Origin of the sequence: Mesorhizobium sp. ISC25 (assembly GCF_042295465.1) — a bacterium.
Taxonomy (GTDB): Bacteria; Pseudomonadota; Alphaproteobacteria; order Rhizobiales; family Rhizobiaceae; genus Mesorhizobium.
The window spans coordinates 639,508-664,896 of the sequence record NZ_CP135441.1 but is presented as its reverse complement, the minus strand read 5'-3'; the positions used below and the strand labels follow the sequence as shown (position 1 = coordinate 664,896).

The following is a 25,389-nucleotide window of genomic DNA, read 5'->3' as shown; positions in this document are numbered from 1 at the left end:
AGCGGCGGCGCACGCGCCGCCGCCGGGCGACAATCCTGCCGGTTAGTCGGCGACGGCGCTGGTGTCGGCCAATGTCGAGACGTCGGGCGCTTCCTTGATCAAACCCATCTGCAGCAGAAGCTCGCCGGCGGTCTTGGAAAAGTCCTGGAATTCCTTGGTGAAGAACTGCTTGTTCTCGGCCCTGTCGGCCCATTTCAGGTATTTGGCCGACTCTTCGAACTCCTTGGCCGACTGCTTCACGTCGGCGCCCATCGTCTCATAGGATTTCGCGGGATCGCTCTTGATCAGGTCGAGCGCCTCGAAATAGCTGTCGGCAAGCGCCTTGGCCGCATCCGGATTGGCCTTTAGGAACTCCGGCGTGCAGCCGACCGTATCGAGCACCATCGGATAGTCGAGAGTGGTCACAAGGATATGGCCCTGGTCGGATTTTTCGCGCACCGCCGAGATAAACGGCTCATAGGTGACCGCCGCATCGTTCTGGCCGGCGAGAAACGCCTGCGCCGCCGCGTCCGGCTCCAGGTTGACGACCGTCACGTCCTTGGTCGACATGCCGTTCTTGTTGAGCACCCAGGCCAGCATGAAATAGGGCGACGTGCCCGGCGCCGAGGACGCGACCGACTTACCTTTGAGATCGGCGACGGTCTTGATGTCGTTGCGGGCGACAATGCCGTCGGCGCCGTAGGACTTGTCGAGCTGGAATATCTGCTTGGTCGTCACACCATTGGCGTTCCAGACCAGCCAGGTCTCGACCGTGGTGGCGGCGCATTGCAGGTCGCCGCTGGCGATGGCGAGCGGCCGGCTGGCTTGTGGCACCTTCTTCAAGGTGACGTCGAGGCCGTGCTTTTCGAAGATGCCGGCCTGCTTGGCGAGCGTCAGCGGCGCAAAGCCCGTCCATCCACTGATGCCGATGCTGATCGATGTGGCGGCCGTGGCCGGCGCGGACAATCCGACGGCAAGCGTCAAGCCTGCGGCAAGAATTCCGATCCTGTTCATCTCGGTTCCCCTTTTTATGTGTTCGGATGGGGAATTGTGTCACAGACGCCTACAGGCTTGTCAATGAAGCAGATGCTGCACTGCGGTATCTCACCACCGGCAGTAAACTTCGCCATTAGCGGGTGTTGTACATCCAGCTGCGATCGCGCCACATTTTTTCGCCGACCAGGCAGTCGGTGTCGGGGATGTTCTGTGCCAGCACCAATGGCGGATGGGCCGCCTCTTCCGCCGCTCGCTGCGGCGAGGCCGGACCGGCAAGCTCCAGCACCAGCTTGCGGCGGATCGCTTCCGGAAACTGCGTCCAGTCATTGACCGGGATCATGAAGGAGCCCGGCCCGCCGATGACGCAGTCGCTGTAGTAACGGTCGAGATTGTTGACATCGTAAGCGCTGCTGAACCCGCCCCTGGTCATCAGCGGCAGGCCGTTGACGGTGATGCCCTGCTTGATCACGGCGTCGCGGGTGATATCGACAGGTGCGCCCTGGTTGTTGGGGCCGTCACCTGAAATGTCGATCACCCGCTTGACGCCCTGGAAGCCGCTTTCGGCAAAGAGATCGCTGGCGAATTCTAAGGCGCCGGAGATAGAGGTGCGCCTGGCACTGGCCGGCGGATGAGCGGAAAGCTGCGCTGCCAGCCGCTCGGCGTCGGCACGATTGGCGATCACCGTCCACGGCACGACGACCTGCTGCCAGGTCGCGCCAGCCCATTCGACATAGGTGACGGCAATCTTGCCATGAGCCTTCGCCGATTGCCTGCAGGACATCGTCGTGCGTCAGCGCCGCCGCATAGCCATGACGCTGGATTTCGAGCTCGTCGGGCGACATGGACAAGGATACGTCGACTGCCAGCACCAGTTGGACATCAACCGGCTCGGCGGCGCGGGAGTTTGCAGTCGGCCACAGCGCCGACGCCAGCGCGGCGGCGCCCGAAACGAGATGTCTTGCACGGGCAAAAGCAGACATGCCGCACGGTAAGCGAAAATCGCCGATCGACAAAGAGGAAAGCCCGGCCGAGAGCGCGGCTGTTCCAGTCACGTTTTTGCGAGCGCGTCTCTAAGTTCAGCTGCGCGGATTGAGGTTCTCCGGGTCGTAGAGCGGCCTGTAGCCGACGGCGGCCACTTCGACCGAGTATTTCTCGCCGAAATATTCGACGCTCAGCTTGCGGCCCTCCTGGCAATAAGCCCAGGGCAGGTAGGCGAGCGCGATGTTCTTGCCGAGGGTCGGACCATAGGCCACCGAGGTCGTGAAGGAGCGGCGGCCGACCTCGTCGACCAGCGTCTCACCGGTTTGCGGATCCATCACCGGCATCGTGCCGACCGGATAGCGGGGAACGCCGTTGGAATCGGTATTGTCCGTCATGATAAGCGTGCAAAGCATCGCCGGCTGATGCACCCGGGCGCGATATTCCAGATGCTTTGCCTTGCCGCAGAAATCGGCCTCCTTGACCTTCGGGCGGGCAAGGTCGGCTTCCAGCAGATTGTATTCGGTCAACAGATCCGCGTTTTGCAGGCGCAGGCTCTTCTCCATACGGCGGCTGTTGGCATAGGTCTCGACGCCAAAGGCCATCACGCCGGTCGACCGCAGCGCGTCCCAGACGGCCAGGCCGTCCTCGTAGCGCATATGCAGTTCCCAGCCTTGCTCGCCGACATAGGAGATGCGGAAGGCGGTCACGTCCTTGCCGGCGATCCTGACGGGCTTGATCGCGGCAAAGGGAAAATTCTCCGGCGTCAGCCCGTCGGGGTTTTCCACGACCTTGCCCAATGTTGCCCGCGCGTTCGGACCCCAGATGCCGACGGTCACGTACTTCTCGGTCACGTCGGTGACGGTAACGTCGAAGCCTTTGTCCTCTGCCGTCCGGCGCATGTACTGGAAGTCGCGCGGTCCGGCATCGGCGCCATCGATGACGCGGCAGCGGTCGGCCATGCGAATGACGGTCAGGTCGGCACGCACCATGCCTTCCTCGTCGAGGAAATGGGTATAGATGCCCTTGCCGATATTGCCGTCACCGCCGACCTTTGCCGCGCACAGCCATTCCATCAGCGCGACATGATCGGGACCTTCCACGTCGTACATGGCGAAATGCGACAGGTTGACGATGCCGCAATCCTCGCTCATGGCGAGATGCTCGGCATTCGAGACGCGCCAGAAATGGCGGTTGTCCCATTCGTTTTGGCGCACCGGCACCCGGTTGCCGTATTTCTCGAGCAGATGCTCGTTGGCGGCGTAGCCATGCGCGCGCTCCCAGCCGCCGAGCTCCATGAAATAGCCGCCGAGTTCCTTCTCGCGCTCCCAGAAGGGCGAGCGGCGGACATTGCGGGCCTTGGAGAAGGGCTCACGCGGATGCACCGCCGGGTTGTAGACCTTCATCGCGGTTTCGGTGCAGCGGTCCCAGATGAACTGCTCTTTCGTCTGGTGCGGATAGAAACGCGAATAGTCGATGGCGTGGTGGTCGATCGCCGTGCGGCCGTCCGTCATCCAGTCGGCAATGAGCTTGCCCATGCCGGGGCCGTCCTTGACCCAGATGGCAACGGCATACCAGAGGCCCCTCACCTTCTGGCTTTCGCCCATCGAGGGGCCGCCGTCCGCCGTCACCTGCAGCAGGCCGTTGAAGGAATGGCTCTCATTGTAGCCCAGCTCGCCCAGGATCGGCGTCAGTTCCATGGCGCGCTCGAGCGGCGCCAGGATCTGCTCCATGTCGAGATCGCGTTGCGACGGCGAAAGCCGCGCCTCGTTTTTCTCGAGAATATCGCGCGGATGGCAAAGGCGCGGATTGGTCTCTTCGTAATAACCCCATTCGATCTGCCCGCCTTCGGCGGTCTTGGGGTCGCCGGTATCGCGCATGTAAGCCGAGTTGCCCTGGTCGCGCAGCAGCGGCCAGCCGATCTCCTTGCCGGTGCCGGCGAACTCAGTGTACGGCCCGAAGAAGGTAAGCGGATGGTCGATCGGCATGACCGGCAGGTCCTCGCCCGCCATTTCCGCAATCAGCCGTCCCCAGATGCCGGTGCAGACCACGACATAGTCGGCTTCGATGGTGCCGCGGTCGGTCACCACGCCCTTGATGCGGCCGTTCTCGATGACGAGCGACCTGGCCGAGGTGTTGGCAAACGCCCTGAGTTTGCCGGAAGCTTCCGCCTGGTCGACAAGCTTGCCTGCGACGGTCTGCGAGCGCGGGATGACGAGGCCGGCGTCGGGATCCCACAGGCCGCCCTGTACCATCTGTTCTTCGATCAGCGGGAATTTTTCCTTGATCTCGGCGGGATCGATTAGGCGCGCGCGTGTGCCGAAGGCCTTCGCCGAAGCGATCTTGCGCTTGATTTCCGCCATACGGGCGTCGTCGCCGACGCGGGCGACCTCGAGGCCGCCGATGCGCGCGTAATGACCCATCTTTTCGTAGAAATCGATGGAATAGAGCGTCGTCCAGCACGACAGGAAATCATGGCTGGTCGTGTAGCAGAAGTCGGAGGCGTGCGCCGTCGAGCCGATATCCGTCGGGATGCCCGATTTGTCGATGCCGACAATATCGTCCCATCCGCGCTCGATCAGGTGATGGGCGACCGACGCGCCGACGATACCGCCCAGCCCGACGATGACGACCTTCGCCTTTTCCGGAAATCCTGCCATTGCCCGCGACTCCAAGATGCTATTGCGGCAGACTATAGGGCGGCGCGGCGGCGCGCTTGCAGCCTGTTTGCGACATCGCCAAAAAAGCCCGCGCCACCAGCTCGTCGAATGCAGTTAGACCTACGCGTTCGCCCTGCTCGGTACGAAGGCGCTGCTAGAGCCAGTCCTGCGCAGCTTCGAAGAAAAGTGCATACCTTCATCGCCGATTACCGGAAGCAAATAAAAGGCCGGGCGTTTGCCCGGCCTTCAAAAATCATGGCGTCGACTTTACTTGATGCGCGCGACGCCGCCCGAGATCTCAATGGTTTCCGAGCCGGTCAGCGCCTCGAGGTCGCCATTCGGCAAGGTAACAAAACAGCCGCTCGGGCAAAATTCCACGGTTTCGCCGGCGGCCAGCGCCAGCTCGGTCTTGCCGCCGCCTTCCGTCACGATCAGCGTGCGGGTTTCGGCGTCCTTGTTGACCGCGCTGGCGGCATGGGCCGAACCGCCCACGGCCAGAAGAGCGATGGCGGCGACGAGAGACTTCCACATTTTGCAGTATCGGTGTTGCCACCGCCTCTGTTGCATTTCGCAAGGCATTCTCGCCGTTTGCAGGTGAGCTTATATGCAATGCAAGCTGAACGGCAACTGAATGCCGCATTCATGCCGCAATTGGTTTCCGAAGGCTTGAAGGCAAGCTCCAAACAGCTAGTCAGGATCGGGCTTCCGTACCTTGCGTCCCGACTTGGCGAGACGTTTCGCCTCGACCGCCGCCAGTGCTTTTGCTTGTTCCCGCTCGGCGAATTCGACTTCGATCTTGTCGTCGTCGATCGGCCACGCCTCGTGCTTTTTGGTCTCGACGACGGCGCGCGGCGCCGACGGAATTTCGATATGCTGGTCGGCGAACACATCGAAGATAGTAAAGCGGATGTCGTTCTGGACGATATTGCCACTAAGAACGTCTGCCAGGAACACGCGAATCTCGAATTCGAGTGCGGCCGGGCCGAAATTGGAAAACAGCACGAAGGGTTCCGGATTTTTCAGCACCAACGGATGACTGCGCGCAATCTCCAAGAGGACGCCATGCACGTGCTTGACGTCGCTGCCATAGGCGACGCCGACCTTGATGTCGACGCGGCCGAGCTTGTTGCGGTGCGTCCAGTTGCCGACCGCATTGTTGATCAGGTTTGAATTGGGCAGGATCACCGATTGCCGCTGGAACGTCTCGATCTCGGTGGCGCGTACGCTGATCTTCTTGACCGTGCCGCTGATGTCGCCGGCGACGATCCAGTCGCCGACCTTGAACGGCCGCTCGGCCAACAGGATCAGACCCGACACGAAATTCGAGACGACATTCTGCAGGCCGAAACCGATGCCGAGGGACAGGGCGCCGGCGACCAGCGCGAGATTGGAGAGGTCGATACCGGCCGCCGAGATGCCGACCAGTGCCGCGACCGCGACGCCGGCATAACCGACCGCCAGCCGGATCGAATTGCGCACGCCGGTGTCGACCCGGCCGCGCGCCATCACCGAGCCGTCGAGCCAGCCCTGGAACCAGCGCGTCAGGAAATAGCCGATGATGAAGACGACGACGCCGGTGAGGATGCCGGTGACCGAGATCGTCACCGAGCCGATGGTGAGCCCGGTCGCCAGCTTGTAGGCCCACGCCTGGATGTCACCGGGCTGGAAGCCCCACATCAACAGGATCAGCGGCAGGAACACCAGCACGATCATGATGTTGATGGCGGCGCTGACGACAAGCCCGAGCTGGTCGAGCGCGGTCTCTTCGTAACTTGAATTGGCCGATAGCCAGCGCCCGATCGAAGTGTTGGCGAAACCGCCTTCCTCGCCGATCGCCCGCGCCGACAGGAAGCCGATATAGGCGGTGACCAGGATCGTGCCGGTGACCACGACCTGCACCGAGACGAAAATGGCAAGGCCGATAAACCCGAGCAGCGCCGACGCGATGGTGAATAGCCCCAGCGCGACGGCGGTGTAGCGCAGCCATGCCGGCCACGGGCGCCAGCTCCCGTCGCCAGCCTTGAACGGCTTAAGCAGGCTCATCAGGATCAGGATGACGCCGACGCTGATGGTGGCGACAAAGCTTCTGGCGATGGTCAGCGACAGCGGCGAGCCCATCTTGTCGTTGACGACCGATAGGAAATAATTGATGCCGATGGCGACAGCCATGGCCGTGGTCAGCCGCACCAGCCAGCGCGCCGGGCCGGTTTCGACAGGGATCAGACGCCAGTTCGGCAGTCGCGGCTCCAGCGCCGCATTGGTCAGCCGGTTGACGCAGAACACCACCGCGATAACGGCAACCAGCGCATTCAGGAAGATGCCGATGTCGCCGCGCAACACGTTATAATAATTGAAGAAGAAAATGGTCGAGACAAGGAAGACGCCTACCGCCAGCGTCGGCAGCAATGTCGACCAGAACGCCACCGACAGCCGGCTGAGATAGGAGGGATCCGCGACGGAAGGATCGGCTTCGAAGACGCGGCCGAACAGGCGCCGCCCGCCGACGAAAAGCACAGCAGCCAGCGCGAGCGCCATCAGGGTCGCGGCAAGAATGGCCTGGAACTTGAACTTGAAGGCGAAGCTCAGCCAGGACGACACCGCCTTATAGAAACTGGTAAATTCGTCGTTGGCGTCGGAAATGACCTCGGGGCTCAATGCATCGGACAGCACGTAGCGCTTGGTGAGCTGATTGCGGAACAGCTGGCTGCGCATGTTGCCGATCTGCTCGATCAGCCCGCTGATGCGGATCGACAGGGTTTGCGCCGTGGCGATGACGGCATTGATTTCGGCTTTTTCGGAGGCCAGCGCCTGGCGTTCGCCGGTCACGATATCAGGCTCGGCCGGCTGGCCCGCGGCCGGCCGCGGGCCCAGCTGCTCGAGCCGGCTGTTGATCTCGCTCAGCCGCGGTCGGAAAGCGAGCGCGCTGTTCAGCGACGCACGCGACATTTCTTCCAGTTGCAGCCGAATATCGACAAGGCTGGCGTCGTCGTCGCCGTCCTGCTGGATCTTCTTTTCGAGGTTGTCGGTCTTTGTCGTCAGATCCTGAAGGATCTTCTGCTGATCACTGACCAGCCCCGCGGGCGCCTGGCCAAGCCCTTGCGCCACCGCTCGCAACGAAAGCGGCGCCGAGGCGGCAAGTGCCAGGACCAGAACGAAGCGGAGCAGTCGGAAAAACATGATTGTCTGGCGACTCACGGGCGATAAGGCGTTCTAAAGGCCCGCTCTTGATAAAGACCGACATATCTGGGGGCAAGCCGTCCCAATCGAAGTCGCCCAATCGAAGTCGGGGAGTCGAAAAGCGATGGCGCAATCTTGGCTTTGCATCGGTGGCCTGCTCTATAGTCTGCCGCCAAGTCTGAAATGGATGACAATAAGAATGGCGGAATATTCGGCCTTTTCGCTTCTCAAGAACGCGCTGACCGGAAACAGGGACTGGAGGCCGGCCTGGCGCAAGCCCGACCCGAAGGCGTCCTACGACGTGATCGTCATCGGCGGCGGCGGCCATGGCCTGTCGACCGCTTACTATCTCGCCAAGGAGCACGGCATCACCAATGTCGCGGTGCTGGAGAAGGGCTGGCTCGGTTCCGGCAATGTCGGCCGCAACACCACGGCGGTCCGTTCCAACTATCTCCTGCCGGCCAACACGCGCTTCTACGAACATTCGATGAAGCTGTGGGAAAATCTGGCCCATGACCTCAACTATAACGTCATGTTCTCGCAGCGCGGCTGCCTGAACCTCGCCCACACACCTGCCCAGCTCGACGACTATGCCCGGCGCGGCAATGCCATGCGCCATCTCGGCGTCGACGCCGAACTGATGACCACGGCCGAGATCGCGCGCCTGGTGCCGGCGCTCGACGTCTCGGCCACCGCGCGTTTCCCTATCGTCGGCGGCCTGATGCAGCGGCGCGCCGGCACCGCCCGCCACGACGCCGTCGCCTGGGGCTATGCCCGCGGCGCAGACCGCCGCGGCGTCGACATCATCGAAAACTGCGAGGTCACCGGCTTCCTGCGCGACGGCGACCGCATCACCGGCGTTACGACGACGCGCGGCGAAATCCGCGCCAAGAAGGTAGCGGTCGCAGTGGCCGGCAGCACCGGGCGGGTCATGCGGCTCGCCGGAATCGAGACAATGCCGATCGAGAGCCACGTGCTGCAGGCCTTCGTCACGGAATCGCTAAAGCCATTCATCGATACGGTCCTGACCTTCGGCATGGGTCATTTCTATATGTCGCAATCGGACAAGGGCGGCCTTGTCTATGGCGGCGATCTCGACGGCTACAACAGCTACGCCCAACGCGGCAGCCTGCCGATCGTCGATGAGGTGATGAGCGAGATGCTGGCGCTGTTTCCTGGTCTGGCCCGTGTCCGCATGCTGCGCTCATGGGGCGGCGTCTGCGACATGTCGATGGACGGCTCGCCAATCATCACCACCGGTCCGCTGCCGGGCATGTATCTCAACTGCGGCTGGTGCTACGGCGGCTTCAAGGCTACGCCGGCTTCCGGCTGGTGCTTCGCCTGGACCATCGCCAAGGATGAGCCGCACGATCTCAACGCGGCCTTCACGCTCGACCGCTTCTACCGTGGCCTGGTGATCGACGACAAGGGCCAGGGCGCCACACCCAGGCTGCATTAGGCCATGATCCCGAACCGCAGGTCCGCGTCAGCGAAAAGTGGAAACCGGTTTTCGGACCAGATCATGGTCAAACGAGAAGTTTAAGAGATCCATGCTCATCACCTGCCCCTATTGCGGCCCGCGCGACGTGATCGAATTCACCTATCAGGGCGACGGCAACCGCCAGCGCCCACAGCCCGCTTCGCAGAACCTCGACGCCTGGAACGCCTATGTCTACGACCGGCTTAATCCAGCCGGCGACCACAATGAGATCTGGCAGCATTCTGGCGGCTGCCGCGCCCATCTCAGGGTCGTGCGCAACACGCTGACGCACGAGATCTCGAGCACCGCGTTCGCGCGCGGCGACCACAAGTCGGTTGCGCGGCACCGGGCCGAGGACAAGCCATGAGCCCGCGCCGTACCGAGGCCGGCGGGCGCATCGACCGGCTGCGGACCATCCGTTTCACCTTCGACGGCGCGCCCTATACCGGCCACGCCGGCGACACGCTGGCTTCGGCGCTGCTGGCCAACGGCGTCTCCCTGTTCGGGCGTTCGTTCAAATATCACCGTCCGCGCGGCGTGCTGACCGCCGGTGTCGAGGAACCAAACGCGCTGGTCACCGTGTTGAGGGGCGAGGTTCGTGAGCCGAACATTCCCGCCACCATGGTCGAGATCTATGACGGGCTGGCAGCAATCAGCCAGAACCGCTTCCCCTCGCTTGCCTGGGACGTCAGTGCCGTGAACCAGCTCGGCGGCAAGCTTTTGTCGGCCGGCTTCTACTACAAGACCTTCATGGGCCCGGTGATCGGTCCGCTGAAGGGCACGCGCTTCTGGATGTTCTGCGAGCATTTCATCCGCCGTGCCGCCGGCCTGGGCAAGGCAGGCACGGCTCCCGATACGGCGCGCTACGAACGTATGAATGCGTTTTGCGATGTGCTGGTGGTCGGCTCCGGCCCGGCCGGGCTGATGGCCGCCAAGGCGGCTGCCGATCAGGGTGCACGGGTCGTCCTGGCCGAGCTCGAGCCGCATTTCGGCGGCTCGGCCAATTGGTCGGGCGAGACGATCGATGGTATGCCGGCCGCCGACTGGGCGGCGCGCGCCGCTGGCCAGCTCGAAGGCCGTGACAATGTACGCCTGCTGCCGCGCACCACCGTCTGGGGCTATTATGACGGCAACACGCTTGCCGCGCTCGAACGTGTCACCGACCACAAGGAAACGCCCGGCAAGGGCGAACCGCGCCATCGCTACTGGACGATCCGCGCCAAATCGGTGGTGCTGGCCACCGGCTCCCTGGAGCGTCCGCTGGTCTTTCCAGGCAATGATCGGCCAGGGGTAATGCTGGCGCATGCTGCCGAGCGTTATGCCAATGAATATGGCCTGCTGCCGGGCGACAGGATCGCGCTGTTCACCAACAATGACAGCGCCTATCGCGCGGCCCTGGCGCTGAAGAAGGCCGGCGCCGTCGTCGTCGCCATCGTCGACGTGCGCCCTGAGCTTTCGAGCGAAATGCGCAGGCTGGCCGGCGAAGCGGAGGCCGAGATCCTTTCTGGCCACGCGGTGATCGCCACCGAGGGTGGCAAGGCGCTTTCCGGCTTCAAGGTGCAGCGCTTCGACATGGTCAACGGCGCGCTTTCCAGCGATGCGCGCAGCATCCACGCCGATTGCCTGCTGATGTCGGGCGGCTGGTCGCCGACCATCCATCTGGCCAGCCAGGCCGGCGCCAGAGCAGAATGGAACGAAGCATTGCAAGCTTTCCTGCCGCCCAAGCCGACGACACGGCAATGGATCGGCGCCGGCGCCTTTACTGGCAGCTTCTCCACCGCCGAGGCGATCGCCGAAGGCCGCGCCGCCGGTCTTTCCGCAGCGGGAGCAACCGCCACGCCGGCGGCCTTGCCTGCCGTCGAGGCAGCACCTGGCGATCCCGATCCGGCGCCGGTGTTCGAGATCAAGGCCGAAGGAAAGAGCTTCGTCGACTTCCAGCATGACGTGACGGCGGATGACGTGCGGCTGGCGCATCGCGAAGGCTTCGTCTCGGTCGAGCATCTGAAGCGCTACACCACGCTCGGCATGGCAACCGACCAGGGCAAGAGCTCCAACATACCCGGCCTTGCCATCATGGCGGAGGCGCTCGGCAAGCCGATCCCGAAGGTCGGCACGACGCGCTTTCGCCCGCCCTTTTCGGCGGTGTCGATCGGCTCGCTTGCCGCCGAACGCTTCGGCGATCTGAAGCCCGAGCGGCTGACGCCGATGCATGACTGGCACGTCGCCAACGGCGCCACCATGTATTCGGCCGGCCTCTGGTATCGGCCGATGATCTACGGCCATCCCGGCGAGACGATCGAGCAGGCCTATGTGCGCGAAGCGAGAGCCACGCGCGAGAGCGCCGGCATCGTCGATGTCTCGACACTGGGCAAGATCGCGGTGCAAGGCCCAGACGCGGCGGAATTCCTCGACCGCGTATACACCAACATGTTTTCGACGCTGGCCGTCGGCAAGGCGCGTTATGGGCTGATGCTGCGCGAGGACGGTCTCGCCTTCGACGACGGCACCACGTGGCGGCTTGGCGAGCAGGATTTCCTGATGACCACCACCACCGCCAATGCCGGCAAGGTGATGCAGCATCTGGAGTATTTCCTCGACGTGATCTGGCCGGCGCTGAAGGTCCACATCACCTCGGTGACCGACCAATGGGCCGGTGCCGCCATCGGCGGGCCGAAGGCAAGGCAGATATTGGCTGCTTGCGTCAGCGGCACCGCCGTCGACAATGCCGCCCTGCCCTTCATGGGCATCGTCCACGGGGAAATCGCCGGCGTGCCGGTGATGATCTGCCGGCTGTCCTTCTCCGGCGAAATGGCCTTCGAGGTCTATTCCGGCGCCGGTTACGGCACCCATGTCTGGGAGGCGCTGATCGAAGCCGGCAGGCCGTTCAGGCTGGTGACCTATGGGCTGGAGGCGCTGGGCACCATGCGCATCGAAAAAGGCCACGTCACCGGCGCCGAGATCGACGGCCGTACCACAGCACGCGACCTGCATCTCGACTGGATGCTGTCGAAGAAGAAGCCGTTCATCGGTTCGGCGATGATGGACCGCGAGGGGCTGATCGCGCCCGACCGCCTGGAACTCGTCGGTATTGTTTCACTCGACAACCAGCCGCTCAATGGCGGCGCACACATCGTCGAGGAGCTTGACGAAGCCAATCCGCACGGCTCGCTCGGCCACATCACCGCCTGCTGCTATTCGCCGGCGCTCGGCAAATATATAGCGCTTGCCCTGGTCAAGGGCGGCAAGGCGCGGCGCGGCTCGCGTGCCTATGTTTCCGATCCGTTGCGCAACCGGTTCGGGCCGGTCGAGATCGTCTCCAACCATTTCTTCGATCCGGACGGGAGCCGCATGCATGGTTGAACGCCAATCGCCGCTTGAGCCGGTGCTGCATCCGGGCTCGCATGGCAATTTCGAGCACGGCGTCGAGATCATCCTCTCCGAAATCAGGCCGGGGTCGATCCTGCAGCTCGCCGCCTGGCCCGGCGAGGAGAAGAAGCTGATGGCCGGCATCCATGCGGTCACCGGCCTGGCTTTGCCCGACGGCGCCGGCGGCGGTGTCACGGACGGCGTCAGGTCGGTGTTTGGCTTTGCGCCAGGAAAATTCACGGTTGTCGATGAAGCCGAGGGATTGGCGTCGGCCTTTGCCAGTGTCGTCACTTCGGCCATCGGTACGGTGACCGACCTTTCGCACGGCCGCACCGCGATCCGTATCGCCGGGCCGAAGGCAGAGTGGGTGCTGGCGAAATTCTTCGCTATCGACTTCGCGCTGCCGGCCTTCCCGATCGGCGCCGGCCGCTCGACCATGCATCACGACGTCTTCGCGCAAATCCAACGCACCGGCGCCGATCAGTTCGACATTTATGTGTTCCGCTCGTTCGCACGCTCGTTCTGGAAGGCGCTCTGCCATGCCAGCGAGGAAGTCGGCTACGAAGTGCAGTAGAGCCGGACGGCGCTTCACGTCACTCCGCGAACGTCACCCACTCTTCCAGCGGCGCTCGGTCGGTGCGGAAGGCGTTTTCGGGCTTGGACGTGTCCTCATGGCCGAGCGCCATGCCGCAGACGACGATCTCCTCGTCGGGAATGTTGAGCACCGGCCTGATCTGCCGGTGATAGGGCGCGAAGGCGGCCTGCGGGCAGGTGTGCAGGCCCCTGCCCCGCGCCGCGACCATGATGTTTTGCAGGAACATGCCGTAATCGATCCATGACCCCTTGTTCAGCCGCCGGTCGACGGTGAAGATCATGCCGACCGGCGCATCGAAGAAGACGAAGTTGCGGTCGTGCTGCGCACGCATCCTGTCGACCTCGCGCCTGCCGATGCCGAGCACGCCGTAGAGGCCGAAGCCGTTGGCCCGCCGTCGCGTCAGATAGGGTTCGAAGAACTGGTCGGGATAGTAGCGGTACTCGTCCCACTCGGCCTTTTCGGCACGGATGCCCGAGCTGAGGATAGCGTCGGTGATGCGCTGCTTGACCTCGCCCTTGGTCACATAGACTTTCCACGGTTGCATGTTGGTGCCTGAGGGCGCGCGCGCTGCAACGGCGAGAATATCGCGGATGGTCTCGTCGTCGACCATATCGGGCAAGAAGGCGCGTACCGACCGCCGCGAGGTGATCGCGTCATCGACGATCGCCGCCGCAATCCGGGAGTTGTTTTCCAGCATGGGCTGTCCCTTTGCGCATAATCCTGGAACCCGGCTATCCGGAAAGGATCATGCGCCGACTAGAAGTGATGGAGCATCCTTGCGAGTTTCTATGAGCGCTCGATGCCCTAACCGCCTCGACCGGACTCGCCGCTCGTGCGCCGAGCCTTTGCCCGAACCGTCAAAATGGCGCAAGTAAATCTTGTGGGCACGTGAAAATCCTCTTGATTTTTTCATGAACCCGCCATCAAATGAAATTTGCAGGGAATTTTTCACCGAGACAGGGATGGCTTTGCCCTCAACCGCCGCCAGATCGGAACAGGACAGCGGCGAACGGCTGCTGGCCGGCGACATTCGCGCGTTGCGCAAGGCGCGCGGCCTGACGCTTGCCGAAATCGCACTGAAGCTCGGCCGTTCCGTCGGCTGGGTCAGCCAGGTCGAGCGCGGCCTGTCGATCCCGTCGCTCGGCGATCTCAGGGCCTTCGCCGAATTGTTCGGCGTGCCGGTTAGCCTGTTCTTCAGCCATGATGTGCCCGTCGAGACCGAGCGCGGCGTGGTCGTGCGTGCCGGCAGCCGGCGCACGCTTGGCACAAGCGATTCCGGCCTGGTGGAGGAGCTTCTGTCGCCCGATCTCGGCGGTAGCTTCGAGATGCTGCGTTCGGTCTTCGCGCCAGGTGCCGAGCTGAAGGCCGAGGCGCGCCGGCCGACCGAGGAAGCCGGTTACGTCGCGTCCGGCAGCTTCGACATCGAAATTGCCGGCGTCTGGCACCGGCTTGGAGAAGGCGACTCCTTCCGCTTCGACGGCAAGCCGTTCCGCTGGCGCAACCCTGGAGCCGAGCCGGCTGTCGTCATCTGGGTGGTTTCGCCGCCCGTCTATTGATCTGGAGAAGAACATGGCCGGTTTGCCGACCACGGCACGCGTGGTGATCATCGGAGGCGGTGCCGTCGGCGCCTCCTCGCTCTACCATCTCGCCAAGGCGGGCTGGACTGACTGCGTGCTTCTGGAGAAGAATGAGCTGACTTCCGGCTCGACCTGGCATGCCGCCGGCAATGTGCCGACCTTCTCCTCGTCATGGTCGCTGATGAACATGCAGCGTTATTCGACCGAGCTCTATCGCCGGCTGGCCGACGAGGTCGGTTATCCCATGAATTACCATGTCACCGGCTCGCTCAGGCTGGCCCATAGCGCGGAGCGCATGCAGGAATTCCAGCGCGCCAAGGGCATGGGCCGCTACCAGGGCATGGACATCGACGTGGTCGGCCCGGACGAGATCAAGCGCCGTTACCCCTTCATCGAGACGCATGAGCTGAAAGGCGCGCTTTACGATCCGAATGACGGCGATATCGACCCGGCGCAATTGACCCAGGCGCTGGCTAAAGGTGCCCGCGACATGGGCGCGAAGATCATCCGCTTCTGTCCGGTCATCGGCGTGCACCGCGAGAACGACGAGTGGGTGGTCAAGACGGCGCAAGGCGAGATCCGCTGCGAGATCGTCGTCAACGCCGCCGGCTACCGCGCCGCCGAAGTCGGCAGGATGTTCGGCCGCGAGGTGCCGATGATGGTGATGAGCCATCAATATATCCTGTTCGAGGAAATCCCCGAACTGGCGGCGTGGTCGAAGGAACAAGGCAAGAAGCTGCCGCTGCTGCGCGACGTCGATACGTCCTATTATCTGCGCCAGGAAAAGAATGGCATGAATCTCGGCCCCTATGAGCGCAATGGCCGCGCCCACTGGGTCGGCCACAACGACCCGATGCCCGACGACTTTTCGTTCCAGCTGTTTCCCGACGATCTCGACCGGCTGGAACACTACCTGGCCGATGCTGTCGCCCGCGTGCCGATCCTCGGCACCGCCGGCCTGTCCAAGGTCATCAACGGGCCGATCCCCTATGCACCGGACGGCAACCCGCTGATCGGCCCGATGCCCGGCGTGCCGAACGCCTTCGAGGCCTGCGTCTTTACCTTCGGCATCGCCCAGGGCGGCGGCGCCGGCAAGGTGCTGGCCGAATGGGTGACGCAAGGCCAGACCGAATGGGACATGTGGTCCTGCGACCCACGCCGTTTCACCGCCTTTGCCTCGGCCCCGGATTATTGCGTCGCCAAGGGCATGGAGATCTACGGCAACGAATATGCCATCCAGTTCCCGCGCCATGCCTGGCCGGCCGGGCGCGACCGCAAGCTGTCGCCGCTCCACGACCGCATCAAGGCACTCGGCGCCCGGTTCGACGCTTATAATGGCTGGGAACGCGCCACCTGGTATGCGAAGGCAGGCGACGACATCTCCGAACAATCCACGCTGACCTTCCGCCGCGACGGGCCGTGGCAGCATCGTGTGCGCGAGGAATGCCTCGCCGTCCGCGATGCCGCCGGCATTTTGGACCTGCCGGGGTTTTCCCGTTTCAATCTCGACGGTCCGGGTGCCGCCGAATGGCTGAGCCTCCAGGTGACAGGCCTGGTGCCGAAACCCGGCCGCATCGGCCTCGTCTATTTTGCCGACGACAAGGGCCGCATCGTCACCGAAATGTCGGTGGTCCGCCACGACGAGAACCTGATGACGCTGATCACCGCCGCTGTTGCTCAGTGGCATGATTTCGAATGGCTGAAGTCGCGCATCCCGAAGGACGCCACGTTCAAGCTGGTCGACCGGACGGAGGAATACTCCACCCAGATCCTCGCTGGCCCCAACTCGCGAAAAATCCTCGCCGAACTCTGCACGGCCGACCTCACCCTGCCCTGGCTGACGCATCAGGAGACCAGTATCGCCGGACGTTGGGCAAAGCTGGTGCGCGTGTCCTTCGCCGGCGAGCTCGGCTGGGAAATCCACAGCAAGGTCGACGATACCGCAGCCATCTTCGACGCGGTCTGGGCGGCCGGGCAGAGGCATGGCCTAAAACCGTTCGGCATGTACGCGCTGGATTCGCTCCGGCTCGAAAAAGGTTACCGCACCTGGAAGGGCGACCTGTCGACCGACTATTCGATCCTGCAGGGCGGGCTGGAGCGCTTCGTCAGATGGGACAAGCCCGACTTCCGCGGCAAGGCGGCGCTGCAGAACGAAAAGCAGCAGGGCGTAAAGAAACGCTTCGTCACGCTGGTCGTCGAGAACCCCGGCGACTGCGACGCACCCTATATGTCGACGCTGTGGCATGAAGGCCGGATCGTCGGCGAGACGACGTCCGGCGGCTGGGGTCATCGCATCGACAAGTCGATCGCGCTCGGCATGCTGCGCGCCGACCTCACCGAGCCGGGAACCGCGGTCGAGGTCGAGATCTTCGGCGAACGTTTTCGGGCGGTCGTGCAGAACGATGAGCCGTTATGGGATCCAAAGAACGAGAGGCTCAGAGCATGAAGACAGTCATCCTTACCGATGGCGGAATGGGACAGGAGCTGGTCCGCCGCAGCAGTTCCGAGCCGACGCCGCTGTGGTCAGCCAGGGTGCTGATCGACGAACCGGATCTGGTGCGCGACCTGCATGCGGAATTCATCCGCGCCGGCGCCCGCGTCATCACCATCAACACCTATTCAGCCACGCCGGAGCGGCTGGCGCGCGAGGGCGCGGAAGAGCTGTTCAAGCCGCTGCAGAAGCGCGGCATCGAACTGGCAAGGCAAGCACGCGACCAGGCCGGCGACGCGGCGATCGCCGGCTGCCTGTCGCCGCTGTTCGGCAGCTATGCGCCGGCGCTGACGATATCCTTCCAGGATACGCTCGACATTTATCGCCGCATCGTTGCCGAGCAGGCGGACGGCGTCGATCTGTTTCTGTGCGAGACAATGGCGTCGGCCGAAGAGGCGCGCGCTGCCGTCACCGCGGCGTCGGAAAGCGGCAAGCCCGTATGGGTGTCGTGGACGCTTTCCGACCACGGCACGCCGCGCCTGCGCAGCGGCGAAGCCATTGCAGCGACGTCAGGCGCTCTTGACGGCCTGCCCGTCGCGGCCCGGCTGATCAATTGCTGCCGGCCCGAAGCGATCGCTGCAGCGCTGCCCGAACTGATCGCTCTCGGCGGTCCGGTCGGCGCCTATGCCAATGGCTTCACCTCGGTCGAGGCGCTCAAGCATGGCGGCACCGTGGAAGTGCTGCACGCCCGCCACGACCTCGATCCGGATGCCTATGCCGGCCAGGCGGTCGGTTGGGTCGAGGCCGGCGCCGGCATCGTCGGCGGCTGCTGCGAAGTCGGCCCCACCCACATTGCCACCCTGCGCGACCGGCTCGAACAGGCCGGCTACGAAATGTCGGGAGTAGCATAATGCCCAGACCATCATCACGCATTTCCGGCATCGTGCCTTCCGGCAAGGACGGCTGGGAGGTTCATTCCGCTGCCTGGGCACGCAAACAGGCGGGCGAGGACATTATCATGCTGTCGGTCGGCGATCATGATTTCGACACGCCGAGCGAGACCATCGAAGCCTGCGTGACGGCGGTTCGCGCCAGTAATCACCACTACACCCCGCTTGCCGGCGTTCCGCGCCTGCGCAAGGCGATGGCGGCGGCCTCGACGCTCTGCACCGGCGTTGCGACCGGCCCCGACCAGGTCATCGCCACGCCGGGCGGGCAGGCCGCGCTCTACGCGGCCATTCAAGCGGTTCTCGACCAGGGCGACCATGCCATCGTCGTCGCGCCCTATTACGCCACCTATCCCAACACATTCAGCGCGGCGGGCGCCGAGTTCAGCGTCGTCGAGACACCCGCCGAGGATGGCTTTCAGCCGCGCGCCGCCGACATCCGCGCCGCACTTCGGCCGAACACCCGCGCCATCCTGATCAACACGCCCAACAACCCGACCGGTGCCGTCTATTCGCGCGAGCGCCTGGAAGAGCTGGCGCAGATCTGCCGCGAGCATGACCTCTGGCTGCTGTCGGACGAAGTCTACTGGACACTGGGCGGCGGCGAGCACGTCTCACCACGCTCGCTGCCCGGCATGGCGGAACGCACGCTGGTCATCAATTCGATGTCGAAGAGCCACGGCATGACCGGCTGGCGCATGGGCTGGCTGACCGGGCCGGAACCGATGGTCTCGCTGTTGACCGACCTCAATCTGGTGATGACCTACGGCCTGCCGGCCTTCATCAGTCTCGCCTGCGCGGAGGCGCTCGAAAATGGCTACGGCGTCAAGGAGATCGCCGAGCGCTACGCCGCGAGGCGCACCGTCGTCCTCGATGCCATGCGCGGCATGAACAACATCACGGTGCGCGGCTCCGAGGGCGGCATGTACGTCATGCTCGACATATCGGCCATCGAGCCGGACGATGAGAAATTCGCCTGGGCTTTGCTCGACCAGGAAAAGGTCGGCGTCATGCCCGGCTCGAGCTTCGGCGAGGCTGCAGCCGGCCACATCCGCTTCAGCCTCTGCCAGCCTGAGCCGGTGCTGATGGAGGCTGCCACGCGCCTGCGCCGCTTCGCCTCAAGCTATCGCCGTGAGGCCGCATGAGCGCCCCGCCTACCAAAACCATTCCGACCAAAGCAAGGGCGGTCATCATCGGCGGCGGCGTCTCCGGCTGCTCGGTCGCCTATCATCTGGCCAAGCTCGGCTGGACCGATATCGTGCTGCTGGAGCGCAAGCAGCTGACGTCGGGCACGACATGGCACGCCGCCGGCCTGATCGGCCAGTTGCGCGGCTCGCAGAACATGACGCGGCTGGCGAAGTACTCGGCCGACCTCTACGTCAAGCTGGAGGCCGAGACCGATGTCGGCACCGGCATGCGCCAGGTCGGCTCGATCACCGTGGCACTGACCGAGGAGCGCAAGCACGAGATTTATAGGCAGGCGTCTCTCGCCCGCGCCTTCGATGTCGACGTGCGCGAGATTCCCCCCAATGAAGTCAAGGAGATGTACCCGCATCTTAATGTTTCCGATGTTGTCGGCGCCGTGCATCTGCCGCTCGACGGCCAGTGCGATCCGGCCAACATCGCCATGGCCTTGGCCAAGGGCGCGCGCCAGCGCGGTGCGACCATCGTCGAGAACGTCAAGGTGGCCAAGGTGCATACCAGGGCCGGCCGCGTCACCGGCGTTTCCTGGGCGCAAGGCGACGAGCAAGGCCTGATCGAGGCCGATATCGTCGTCAACTGCGCCGGCATGTGGGCACGCGAACTTGGCGCCCAGAATGGCGTCACCATCCCGCTGCACGCCTGCGAGCATTTCTATCTCGTGACGGAACCGATCCCCGGGCTTTCCCGCTTGCCGGTGCTGCGCGTGCCGGACGAGTGCGCCTACTACAAGGAAGACGCCGGCAAGATGATGCTCGGCGCTTTCGAGCCGGTGGCGAAGCCCTGGGGCATGAACGGCATAAGCGAGGAGTTCTGCTTCGACCAGTTGCCGCAGGACATGGACCATTTCGAGCCGATCCTGGAAATGGGCGTCAACCGCATGCCGATGCTGGCCACCGCCGGCATCCACACCTTCTTCAACGGCCCCGAGAGTTTTACCCCCGACGACCGCTATTATCTCGGCGAGGCGCCGGAGCTTTCCGGGTACTGGATGGCGACCGGTTACAATTCCATCGGCATCGTCTCCTCCGGCGGCGCCGGCATGGCGCTGGCGCAATGGATCAATGACGGCGAAGCGCCGTTCGATCTCTGGGAGGTCGACATCCGCCGCGCCCAGCCGTTCCAGAAGAACCGCCGCTATCTCAAGGAGCGCGTCTCCGAAACGCTCGGCCTGCTCTATGCCGATCATTTCCCCTACCGGCAGATGGCAACCTCGCGGAACGTGAGGCGCTCGCCGCTGCACGAACATCTGAAGGCGCGCGGCGCGGTGTTCGGCGAGGTCGCCGGCTGGGAGCGCGCCAACTGGTTCGCTAGGTCCGGCCAGGAGCGCGAATACCGCTATTCCTGGAAACGGCAAAACTGGTTCGACAACCAGTGCGAGGAGCATCTGGCGGTCAGGAACAGCGTCGGCCTGTTCGACATGACCTCCTTCGGCAAGATCCGTGTCGAGGGTCGCGACGCCTGCGCTTTCCTGCAAAGACTCTGCGCCAACGACATGGACGTGGCGCCGGGCAAGATCGTCTACACCCAGATGCTCAACCAGCGCGGCGGCATCGAGAGCGATCTCACCGTCTCGCGGCTGTCCGAAACCGCCTTCTTCCTCGTCGTGCCCGGCGCGACGCTGCAACGCGACCTGGCGTGGCTGCGAAAACATCTTGCCGAGGAGTTCGTCGTCATCACCGATGTGACCGCGGCCGAAGCGGTGCTCTGCCTGATGGGCCCGGATTCGAGGAAGCTGATCCAAAAGGTCAGCCCGAATGATTTCTCCAATGACAACAATCCGTTCGGAACGTTTCAGGAGATCGAGATCGGCATGGGCCTGGCCCGCGCCCACCGCGTCACCTATGTCGGCGAACTCGGCTGGGAGCTTTATGTCTCGACCGACCAGGCTGCCCATGTCTTCGAGGCGATCGCGGAGGCAGGCACCGATGTCGGCCTGAAGCTATGCGGCCTGCACACTTTGGATTCCTGCCGCATCGAAAAGGCGTTCAGGCATTTCGGCCACGACATCACCGACGAGGACAATGTGCTGGAGGCCGGCCTCGGCTTCGCAGTGAAAACGGCCAAGGGAGACTTCCTCGGCCGCGATGCAGTGCTGAGGAAGAAAGAAACCGGCCTGTCACGCCAGCTGGTGCAGTTCCGCCTGAACGACCCCGAGCCGTTGCTCTTCCACAACGAGGCGATCCTGCGCGACGGCAAGATCGTCGGTCCGATCACCTCGGGCAATTATGGCCATCATCTCGGCGGCGCAATCGGGCTTGGTTACGTGCCTTGCAAGGGCGAGAGCGAGGCAGATGTGCTGTCGTCGTCCTACGAGATCGAGATCGCCGGCGAGCGCTTTGCCGCCGAGGCTTCGCTTAAGCCGATGTACGATCCGAAGTCGGAACGGGTCAGGATGTAACGCACCTCAGAATGCGTCCATCCTGACCGCGACCTTCGCCACGAACCTCGTCCGCGTCTCGTCGGTCGACAGGTTCATCGAATAATGCGCGATGTATGAAACCGACCCGCCGGGCTTGATGGTCGCACGCAGCACCCGCTTGACCAGCTTGCGCGGCGGGTCACCCATCAGCATGGCTCGGAACCGGCTGCCGCCATAGGTCGTGACCGCGACCACCTTGCGGATGTTGTGCAGTGACGGCTGCACCTTGCCGTCGACCAGCTTGAACGACACGCCGGGCAGGAAGACGCGATCGAAAAAGCCTTTCAGAATGGCCGGATAGCCGAAGTTCCACACCGGAAACGACAGCACCAGCGCCTCGGCCCGGAGCAGGCGCTCGACATAAGCCGCCGCAGGATCGCCGGCGCCGCGCGCGTCGTGATATGAGAGCCGTTCGGCCCGCGTCAGCCTGGGATCGAAACCCTCGGCATAGAGATCGCAGTCGTCGACGACATGGCCGGCCGCCGTCAACCGCTCGACGATGGTCCGGTGCAGACCGGCATTGAAGCTGGTCTCGACCGGATGAGCGTAGAGGACGAGGATGTTCACAGGAGAACAACCCGCAGGTCAGCGCGAGGCACCCCCCTCTGCCCTGCCGGGCATCTCCCCCTCAAGGGGGGAGATTGGCCGTCACCAATGCCTTCGCTCAACACCAAAGCCGCAAGATTCGATAGACATCGAAACTGCCAATCTCCCCCCATGAGGGGGAGATGGCCGGCAGGCCAGAGGGGGGTACAGCGCCATACGCCCGTCATCGTCTCAACCCGTCTTCTCCAGCCCCTTAAACAGAAACGACTTGCCGGAGCGATAATCATAGTCCGGGTTTTCCCAGGCGATCATCTTGCCGGGATTGAGCAGCCCTTGCGGGTCGGTTTCGCGCTTAAAGGCGAGTTGCACCTCGTCGGTGCGCTTCATGCCGCCTTCTTCCAGCGTGTAGCGGTGCGGGTTGAAGATCCAGCAGCCATTGTCCTCGTGGATGCGGATGATCTCGTCCAGCCGCTCGGCCGTGGTGAATCGCACCAGCGGCAGCCCGGCGATCCCGATGGCTCCGTCGAAGCGGATGAATTCGAGATGCGCCGGCACCTCGTCGCCGAAGCGTTCGACCATCGCCTTGACGTGACCGAGGTGGTCCGGCGACGGATAGCGGGTCTGCAGGTAGGTGATCGTCGGATCGACCCGGATGGCGCGCAGCGTGGTGTGGTTCCAGGTCAGCTCATAGGCCGGCGGCAGCCCCTTGAGATCGGCCTCCTTATCGGCGCGAAAGACGATCTCGCCCTTGCTGCGCGTCGTGAAGGCGAGGAAGGCATCCATCGCATGCGGCGCGATCATCAGGACGACGATGCTTTGGCCGCGCCGGAAAAACCGCTGGTGGCGCTTGAAGTAATCGTAAGGGATAGGTGCTGCGATCGGCGTGATCAGCTTCGCCAGTATGCCGTCCTGGATGGCGAGGTCGTTGCCGAAGCCGGCCGCATCCATGAAATCGTCGAAGCCGACGATGACGTCGATCCAGTCATAGCTGGCGGTCAGCGGCATCTCGACTTCGGTGATGATGCCGTTGGTGCCATAGGCGTGCATGACCTTCAGCACGTCCTCGCCGGTGAGTTCCATCACTCGCGGCTGTGCCTCCATCGTCACCGTCCTCAGCCGGATGACGTTGCCGAGGTCGCGTAGTCCGCCCCAGCGGATCGAGCCGATACCGCCGGAGCCGCCGGCGCCGAACCCGCCGATCGATGCGGTGTTGTAAGTCGACGGCGACATGCGGAGCTCCTGGCCGGAATGCGCCCGCGTCGCTCTGTCGATGTCGGCGAGCACGGCGCCGGGGCCGGTGACGACACGGCCCGGCGCGATCGTCTTGACCGCGTTCATCTCGGCGAGATTGAGCACCACACCGCCGGACAAGGGCATCGCTTGGCCGTAGTTCCCGGTGCCGCTGCCGCGCGGCGTCACCGGCACGCTATGCCGGTGGCAGGCGGCGAGAATGCGGACGACCTCGTCTTCGGTTTTCGGCGTCACGATCAGGTCACCGGTGACGTGCTCGAGCTGCTGCTTCAGCACCGGGCTGTACCAATAGAAGTCGCGGCTCTTCTGCTGGACGATCGCCGGATGGTCGTCGACCTTGAGGCCGTCCAGGTCGCGCTTGAGCGTCGCAATATCCATCATTCCACCATCAGATCATCGAGTTCGGCATAATCGGGCAGCTGGCGCTCGATCGCTTGCCCGTCGCGCACGACGATGCGATCCGATTCGGGCCGCGACAGCAATTCCGTCCAGCTTCGCCCCCTGAAGACGACGAAATCGGCCGCCCCTCCGGCGGCAAGCGTGCCGAAACCATCGAGCCGCATCACCTTGGCCGGCGTCGCGGTGACCGCTTGCGGCCAGTCGGCAACGGGATGGTCTAAATGCAGGATGCGCGTCGCCATCCGATAGACCTCCAGCATGTCGAGATCGCCATAGGCGTAGAACGGGTCGCGCGTATTGTCGGAGGCGACGGCGACGGCAATGCCGCGCGCCTTCATCTCGTGCAGCAGCGTCACCCCGCGCCAGCGCGGCGTGGTGTTGTCGCCGCGCCGGTCCTGCAGATAGAGATTGCACATCGGCAGCGACACCACCGCCAGGCCGGCTTTGGCGACCTTGTCCAGCGTGTCGAGCACGTCGAGATCGGGCTGGCACGCCAGCGAGCAGCAATGGCCGACCAGGATGTTCCCGTCAAAACCGTTCCAAAGGGCTGCTTCGGCAATCTTCTTCAGCGAGATCGCCGCGACATCGTCGGTCTCGTCGGCATGGAAATCGAGGTCGAGGCCATGCTTGATCGCTTGCGCAAACACCTGGTCCAGCAGTTCTTCGAGATCTGGCACCATGTAGGTGACGACGCCGAGCACGCCCTTGGCAGCGGCCACCCGCTTGGCCAGCCTCTCGAACCACTTCCTGTCGCGCACGCCCTCGATGCCGAGCAGGCAGGCCGCCTGCAGCTCGACGCGGCCGCGCCATTTCTCCCGCATCGTCTCGAACACCGGCCAGGAGATCTCTTCCTGCGGGGCAACGCTGTCGAGATGGGTGCGCAGAGCCCTGGTGCCGTGCGCATAGGCCGAGCGCAGCGAAAAATCCATGCGGCGGGCAACGTCGTCGGCGCTCCAGCGCGCCGCGCGGTCGGCGCCGGTCGCGTTCAATGCGCCCATGAAGGTGCCGTCGGGATTGGGCTTTCGAGGCCAGATATGGCCCTTGTCGATATGGGTGTGGCAGTCGACGAAGCAGGGCAGCACGATTCGGCCGCCGAGGTCGGTGGCGCCTGCCGGTGCGTTGGATCGATGCGCCGTAATCCCGGAGATCTTGCCATCGGCGATGACGATATCGGCGAGCCCAAACCCGTCGGTATCGAAGGCTCCAGAAAAGCCCGGCGTAAGTGAGGCATGAAGCCGAACCTTGGCGAGATGGTAGGAACCAGAAGCCGGTATCAAGGCCTACCCCCCTCTGTCCTGCCGGACATCTCCCCCTCAAGGGGGGAGATTGGCAGCTTCGCCGATGGTGTTCGTCTTGCAACGTTGGTAATTGGCGAAATCCTGGAT

Annotated in this window: 17 protein-coding genes and 1 pseudogene; 9 read left to right on the top strand and 9 right to left on the bottom strand. The window is 63.8% G+C overall.

Annotated elements, in window-relative coordinates:
- Positions 1 to 42 precede the first annotated feature (42 nt).
- The 5 genes and pseudogenes from RQ479_RS03335 to RQ479_RS03315 all read right to left on the bottom strand — a co-directional run bounded on the left by RQ479_RS03335 (position 43) and on the right by RQ479_RS03315 (position 7,790).
- Complete coding sequence (locus RQ479_RS03335) at positions 43 to 993, bottom strand: ABC transporter substrate-binding protein (RefSeq protein WP_376704094.1); 951 nt, start codon at positions 991 to 993, stop codon at positions 43 to 45.
- A gap of 115 nt (positions 994 to 1,108) precedes the next feature.
- Positions 1,109 to 1,955 (bottom strand): annotated as a pseudogene (locus RQ479_RS03330) (DUF1194 domain-containing protein).
- A 96-nt stretch (positions 1,956 to 2,051) separates the two neighbouring features.
- Positions 2,052 to 4,613: an FAD-dependent oxidoreductase gene (locus RQ479_RS03325; protein ID WP_376704093.1), complete on the bottom strand. Its 2,562-nt coding sequence runs from the start codon at positions 4,611 to 4,613 to the stop codon at positions 2,052 to 2,054.
- Between the two features lie 267 nt (positions 4,614 to 4,880).
- A complete protein-coding gene (locus RQ479_RS03320; protein WP_352467712.1) occupies positions 4,881 to 5,144 on the bottom strand; it encodes a hypothetical protein in 264 nt (87 codons plus the stop codon).
- A gap of 156 nt (positions 5,145 to 5,300) precedes the next feature.
- Positions 5,301 to 7,790, bottom strand: coding sequence for a mechanosensitive ion channel family protein (locus RQ479_RS03315; protein ID WP_376704092.1), 2,490 nt, complete (start codon positions 7,788 to 7,790; stop codon positions 5,301 to 5,303).
- A gap of 199 nt (positions 7,791 to 7,989) precedes the next feature.
- Between RQ479_RS03315 and RQ479_RS03310 the strand changes: the two genes are divergently transcribed.
- From RQ479_RS03310 to soxG, 4 genes are all read left to right on the top strand, one after another.
- Entirely contained in the window at positions 7,990 to 9,249 is a 1,260-nt protein-coding gene (locus RQ479_RS03310; protein WP_376704091.1) for a sarcosine oxidase subunit beta, read from the top strand.
- 91 nt (positions 9,250 to 9,340) lie between these two features.
- Positions 9,341 to 9,637: a sarcosine oxidase subunit delta gene (locus tag RQ479_RS03305; protein ID WP_376704090.1), complete on the top strand. Its 297-nt coding sequence runs from the start codon at positions 9,341 to 9,343 to the stop codon at positions 9,635 to 9,637.
- On the top strand, positions 9,634 to 12,630 hold the full coding sequence (locus RQ479_RS03300; RefSeq protein ID WP_376704089.1) for a sarcosine oxidase subunit alpha: 2,997 nt from the start codon (positions 9,634 to 9,636) through the stop codon (positions 12,628 to 12,630). Before RQ479_RS03305 ends, RQ479_RS03300 begins: the two co-directional genes overlap by 4 nt.
- Positions 12,623 to 13,210, top strand: a complete 588-nt coding sequence (soxG, locus tag RQ479_RS03295; RefSeq protein ID WP_376704088.1) for a sarcosine oxidase subunit gamma family protein — start codon at positions 12,623 to 12,625, stop codon at positions 13,208 to 13,210. Before RQ479_RS03300 ends, soxG begins: the two co-directional genes overlap by 8 nt.
- Positions 13,211 to 13,229: 19 nt before the next feature.
- Here the strand turns inward: soxG and RQ479_RS03290 are convergent, their stop codons facing one another.
- Complete coding sequence (locus RQ479_RS03290; protein ID WP_352452121.1) at positions 13,230 to 13,928, bottom strand: nitroreductase; 699 nt, start codon at positions 13,926 to 13,928, stop codon at positions 13,230 to 13,232.
- A gap of 265 nt (positions 13,929 to 14,193) precedes the next feature.
- On the opposite strand from RQ479_RS03290, the gene RQ479_RS03285 reads away from it, so the two are divergent.
- The 5 genes from RQ479_RS03285 to RQ479_RS03265 are packed head-to-tail and all read left to right on the top strand — an operon-like array spanning position 14,194 to position 21,787.
- Complete coding sequence (locus tag RQ479_RS03285) at positions 14,194 to 14,787, top strand: helix-turn-helix domain-containing protein (protein ID WP_376704087.1); 594 nt, start codon at positions 14,194 to 14,196, stop codon at positions 14,785 to 14,787.
- Between the two features lie 13 nt (positions 14,788 to 14,800).
- The gene (locus RQ479_RS03280) at positions 14,801 to 17,254 is read left to right on the top strand and encodes an FAD-dependent oxidoreductase (protein ID WP_376704086.1); all 2,454 of its coding nucleotides are present in this window, start codon (positions 14,801 to 14,803) and stop codon (positions 17,252 to 17,254) included.
- A complete protein-coding gene (locus tag RQ479_RS03275) occupies positions 17,251 to 18,150 on the top strand; it encodes a homocysteine S-methyltransferase family protein (protein WP_352467704.1) in 900 nt (299 codons plus the stop codon). Before RQ479_RS03280 ends, RQ479_RS03275 begins: the two co-directional genes overlap by 4 nt.
- The gene (locus RQ479_RS03270; RefSeq protein ID WP_352467703.1) at positions 18,150 to 19,331 is read left to right on the top strand and encodes a pyridoxal phosphate-dependent aminotransferase; all 1,182 of its coding nucleotides are present in this window, start codon (positions 18,150 to 18,152) and stop codon (positions 19,329 to 19,331) included. The genes RQ479_RS03275 and RQ479_RS03270 overlap by 1 nt, the downstream gene beginning before the upstream one ends.
- Positions 19,328 to 21,787: an FAD-dependent oxidoreductase gene (locus RQ479_RS03265; protein WP_376704085.1), complete on the top strand. Its 2,460-nt coding sequence runs from the start codon at positions 19,328 to 19,330 to the stop codon at positions 21,785 to 21,787. The genes RQ479_RS03270 and RQ479_RS03265 overlap by 4 nt, the downstream gene beginning before the upstream one ends.
- Positions 21,788 to 21,793: 6 nt before the next feature.
- Here RQ479_RS03265 and RQ479_RS03260 read toward each other — a convergent pair whose 3' ends face one another.
- From RQ479_RS03260 to RQ479_RS03250, 3 genes are all read right to left on the bottom strand, one after another.
- Complete coding sequence (locus RQ479_RS03260; RefSeq protein WP_352467701.1) at positions 21,794 to 22,375, bottom strand: NAD(P)H-dependent oxidoreductase; 582 nt, start codon at positions 22,373 to 22,375, stop codon at positions 21,794 to 21,796.
- 210 nt (positions 22,376 to 22,585) lie between these two features.
- Entirely contained in the window at positions 22,586 to 23,983 is a 1,398-nt protein-coding gene (locus tag RQ479_RS03255; protein WP_376705858.1) for an FAD-binding oxidoreductase, read from the bottom strand.
- Complete coding sequence (locus RQ479_RS03250) at positions 23,983 to 25,281, bottom strand: cytosine deaminase (RefSeq protein ID WP_376704084.1); 1,299 nt, start codon at positions 25,279 to 25,281, stop codon at positions 23,983 to 23,985. The genes RQ479_RS03255 and RQ479_RS03250 overlap by 1 nt, the downstream gene beginning before the upstream one ends.
- Positions 25,282 to 25,389: the final 108 nt, after the last annotated feature.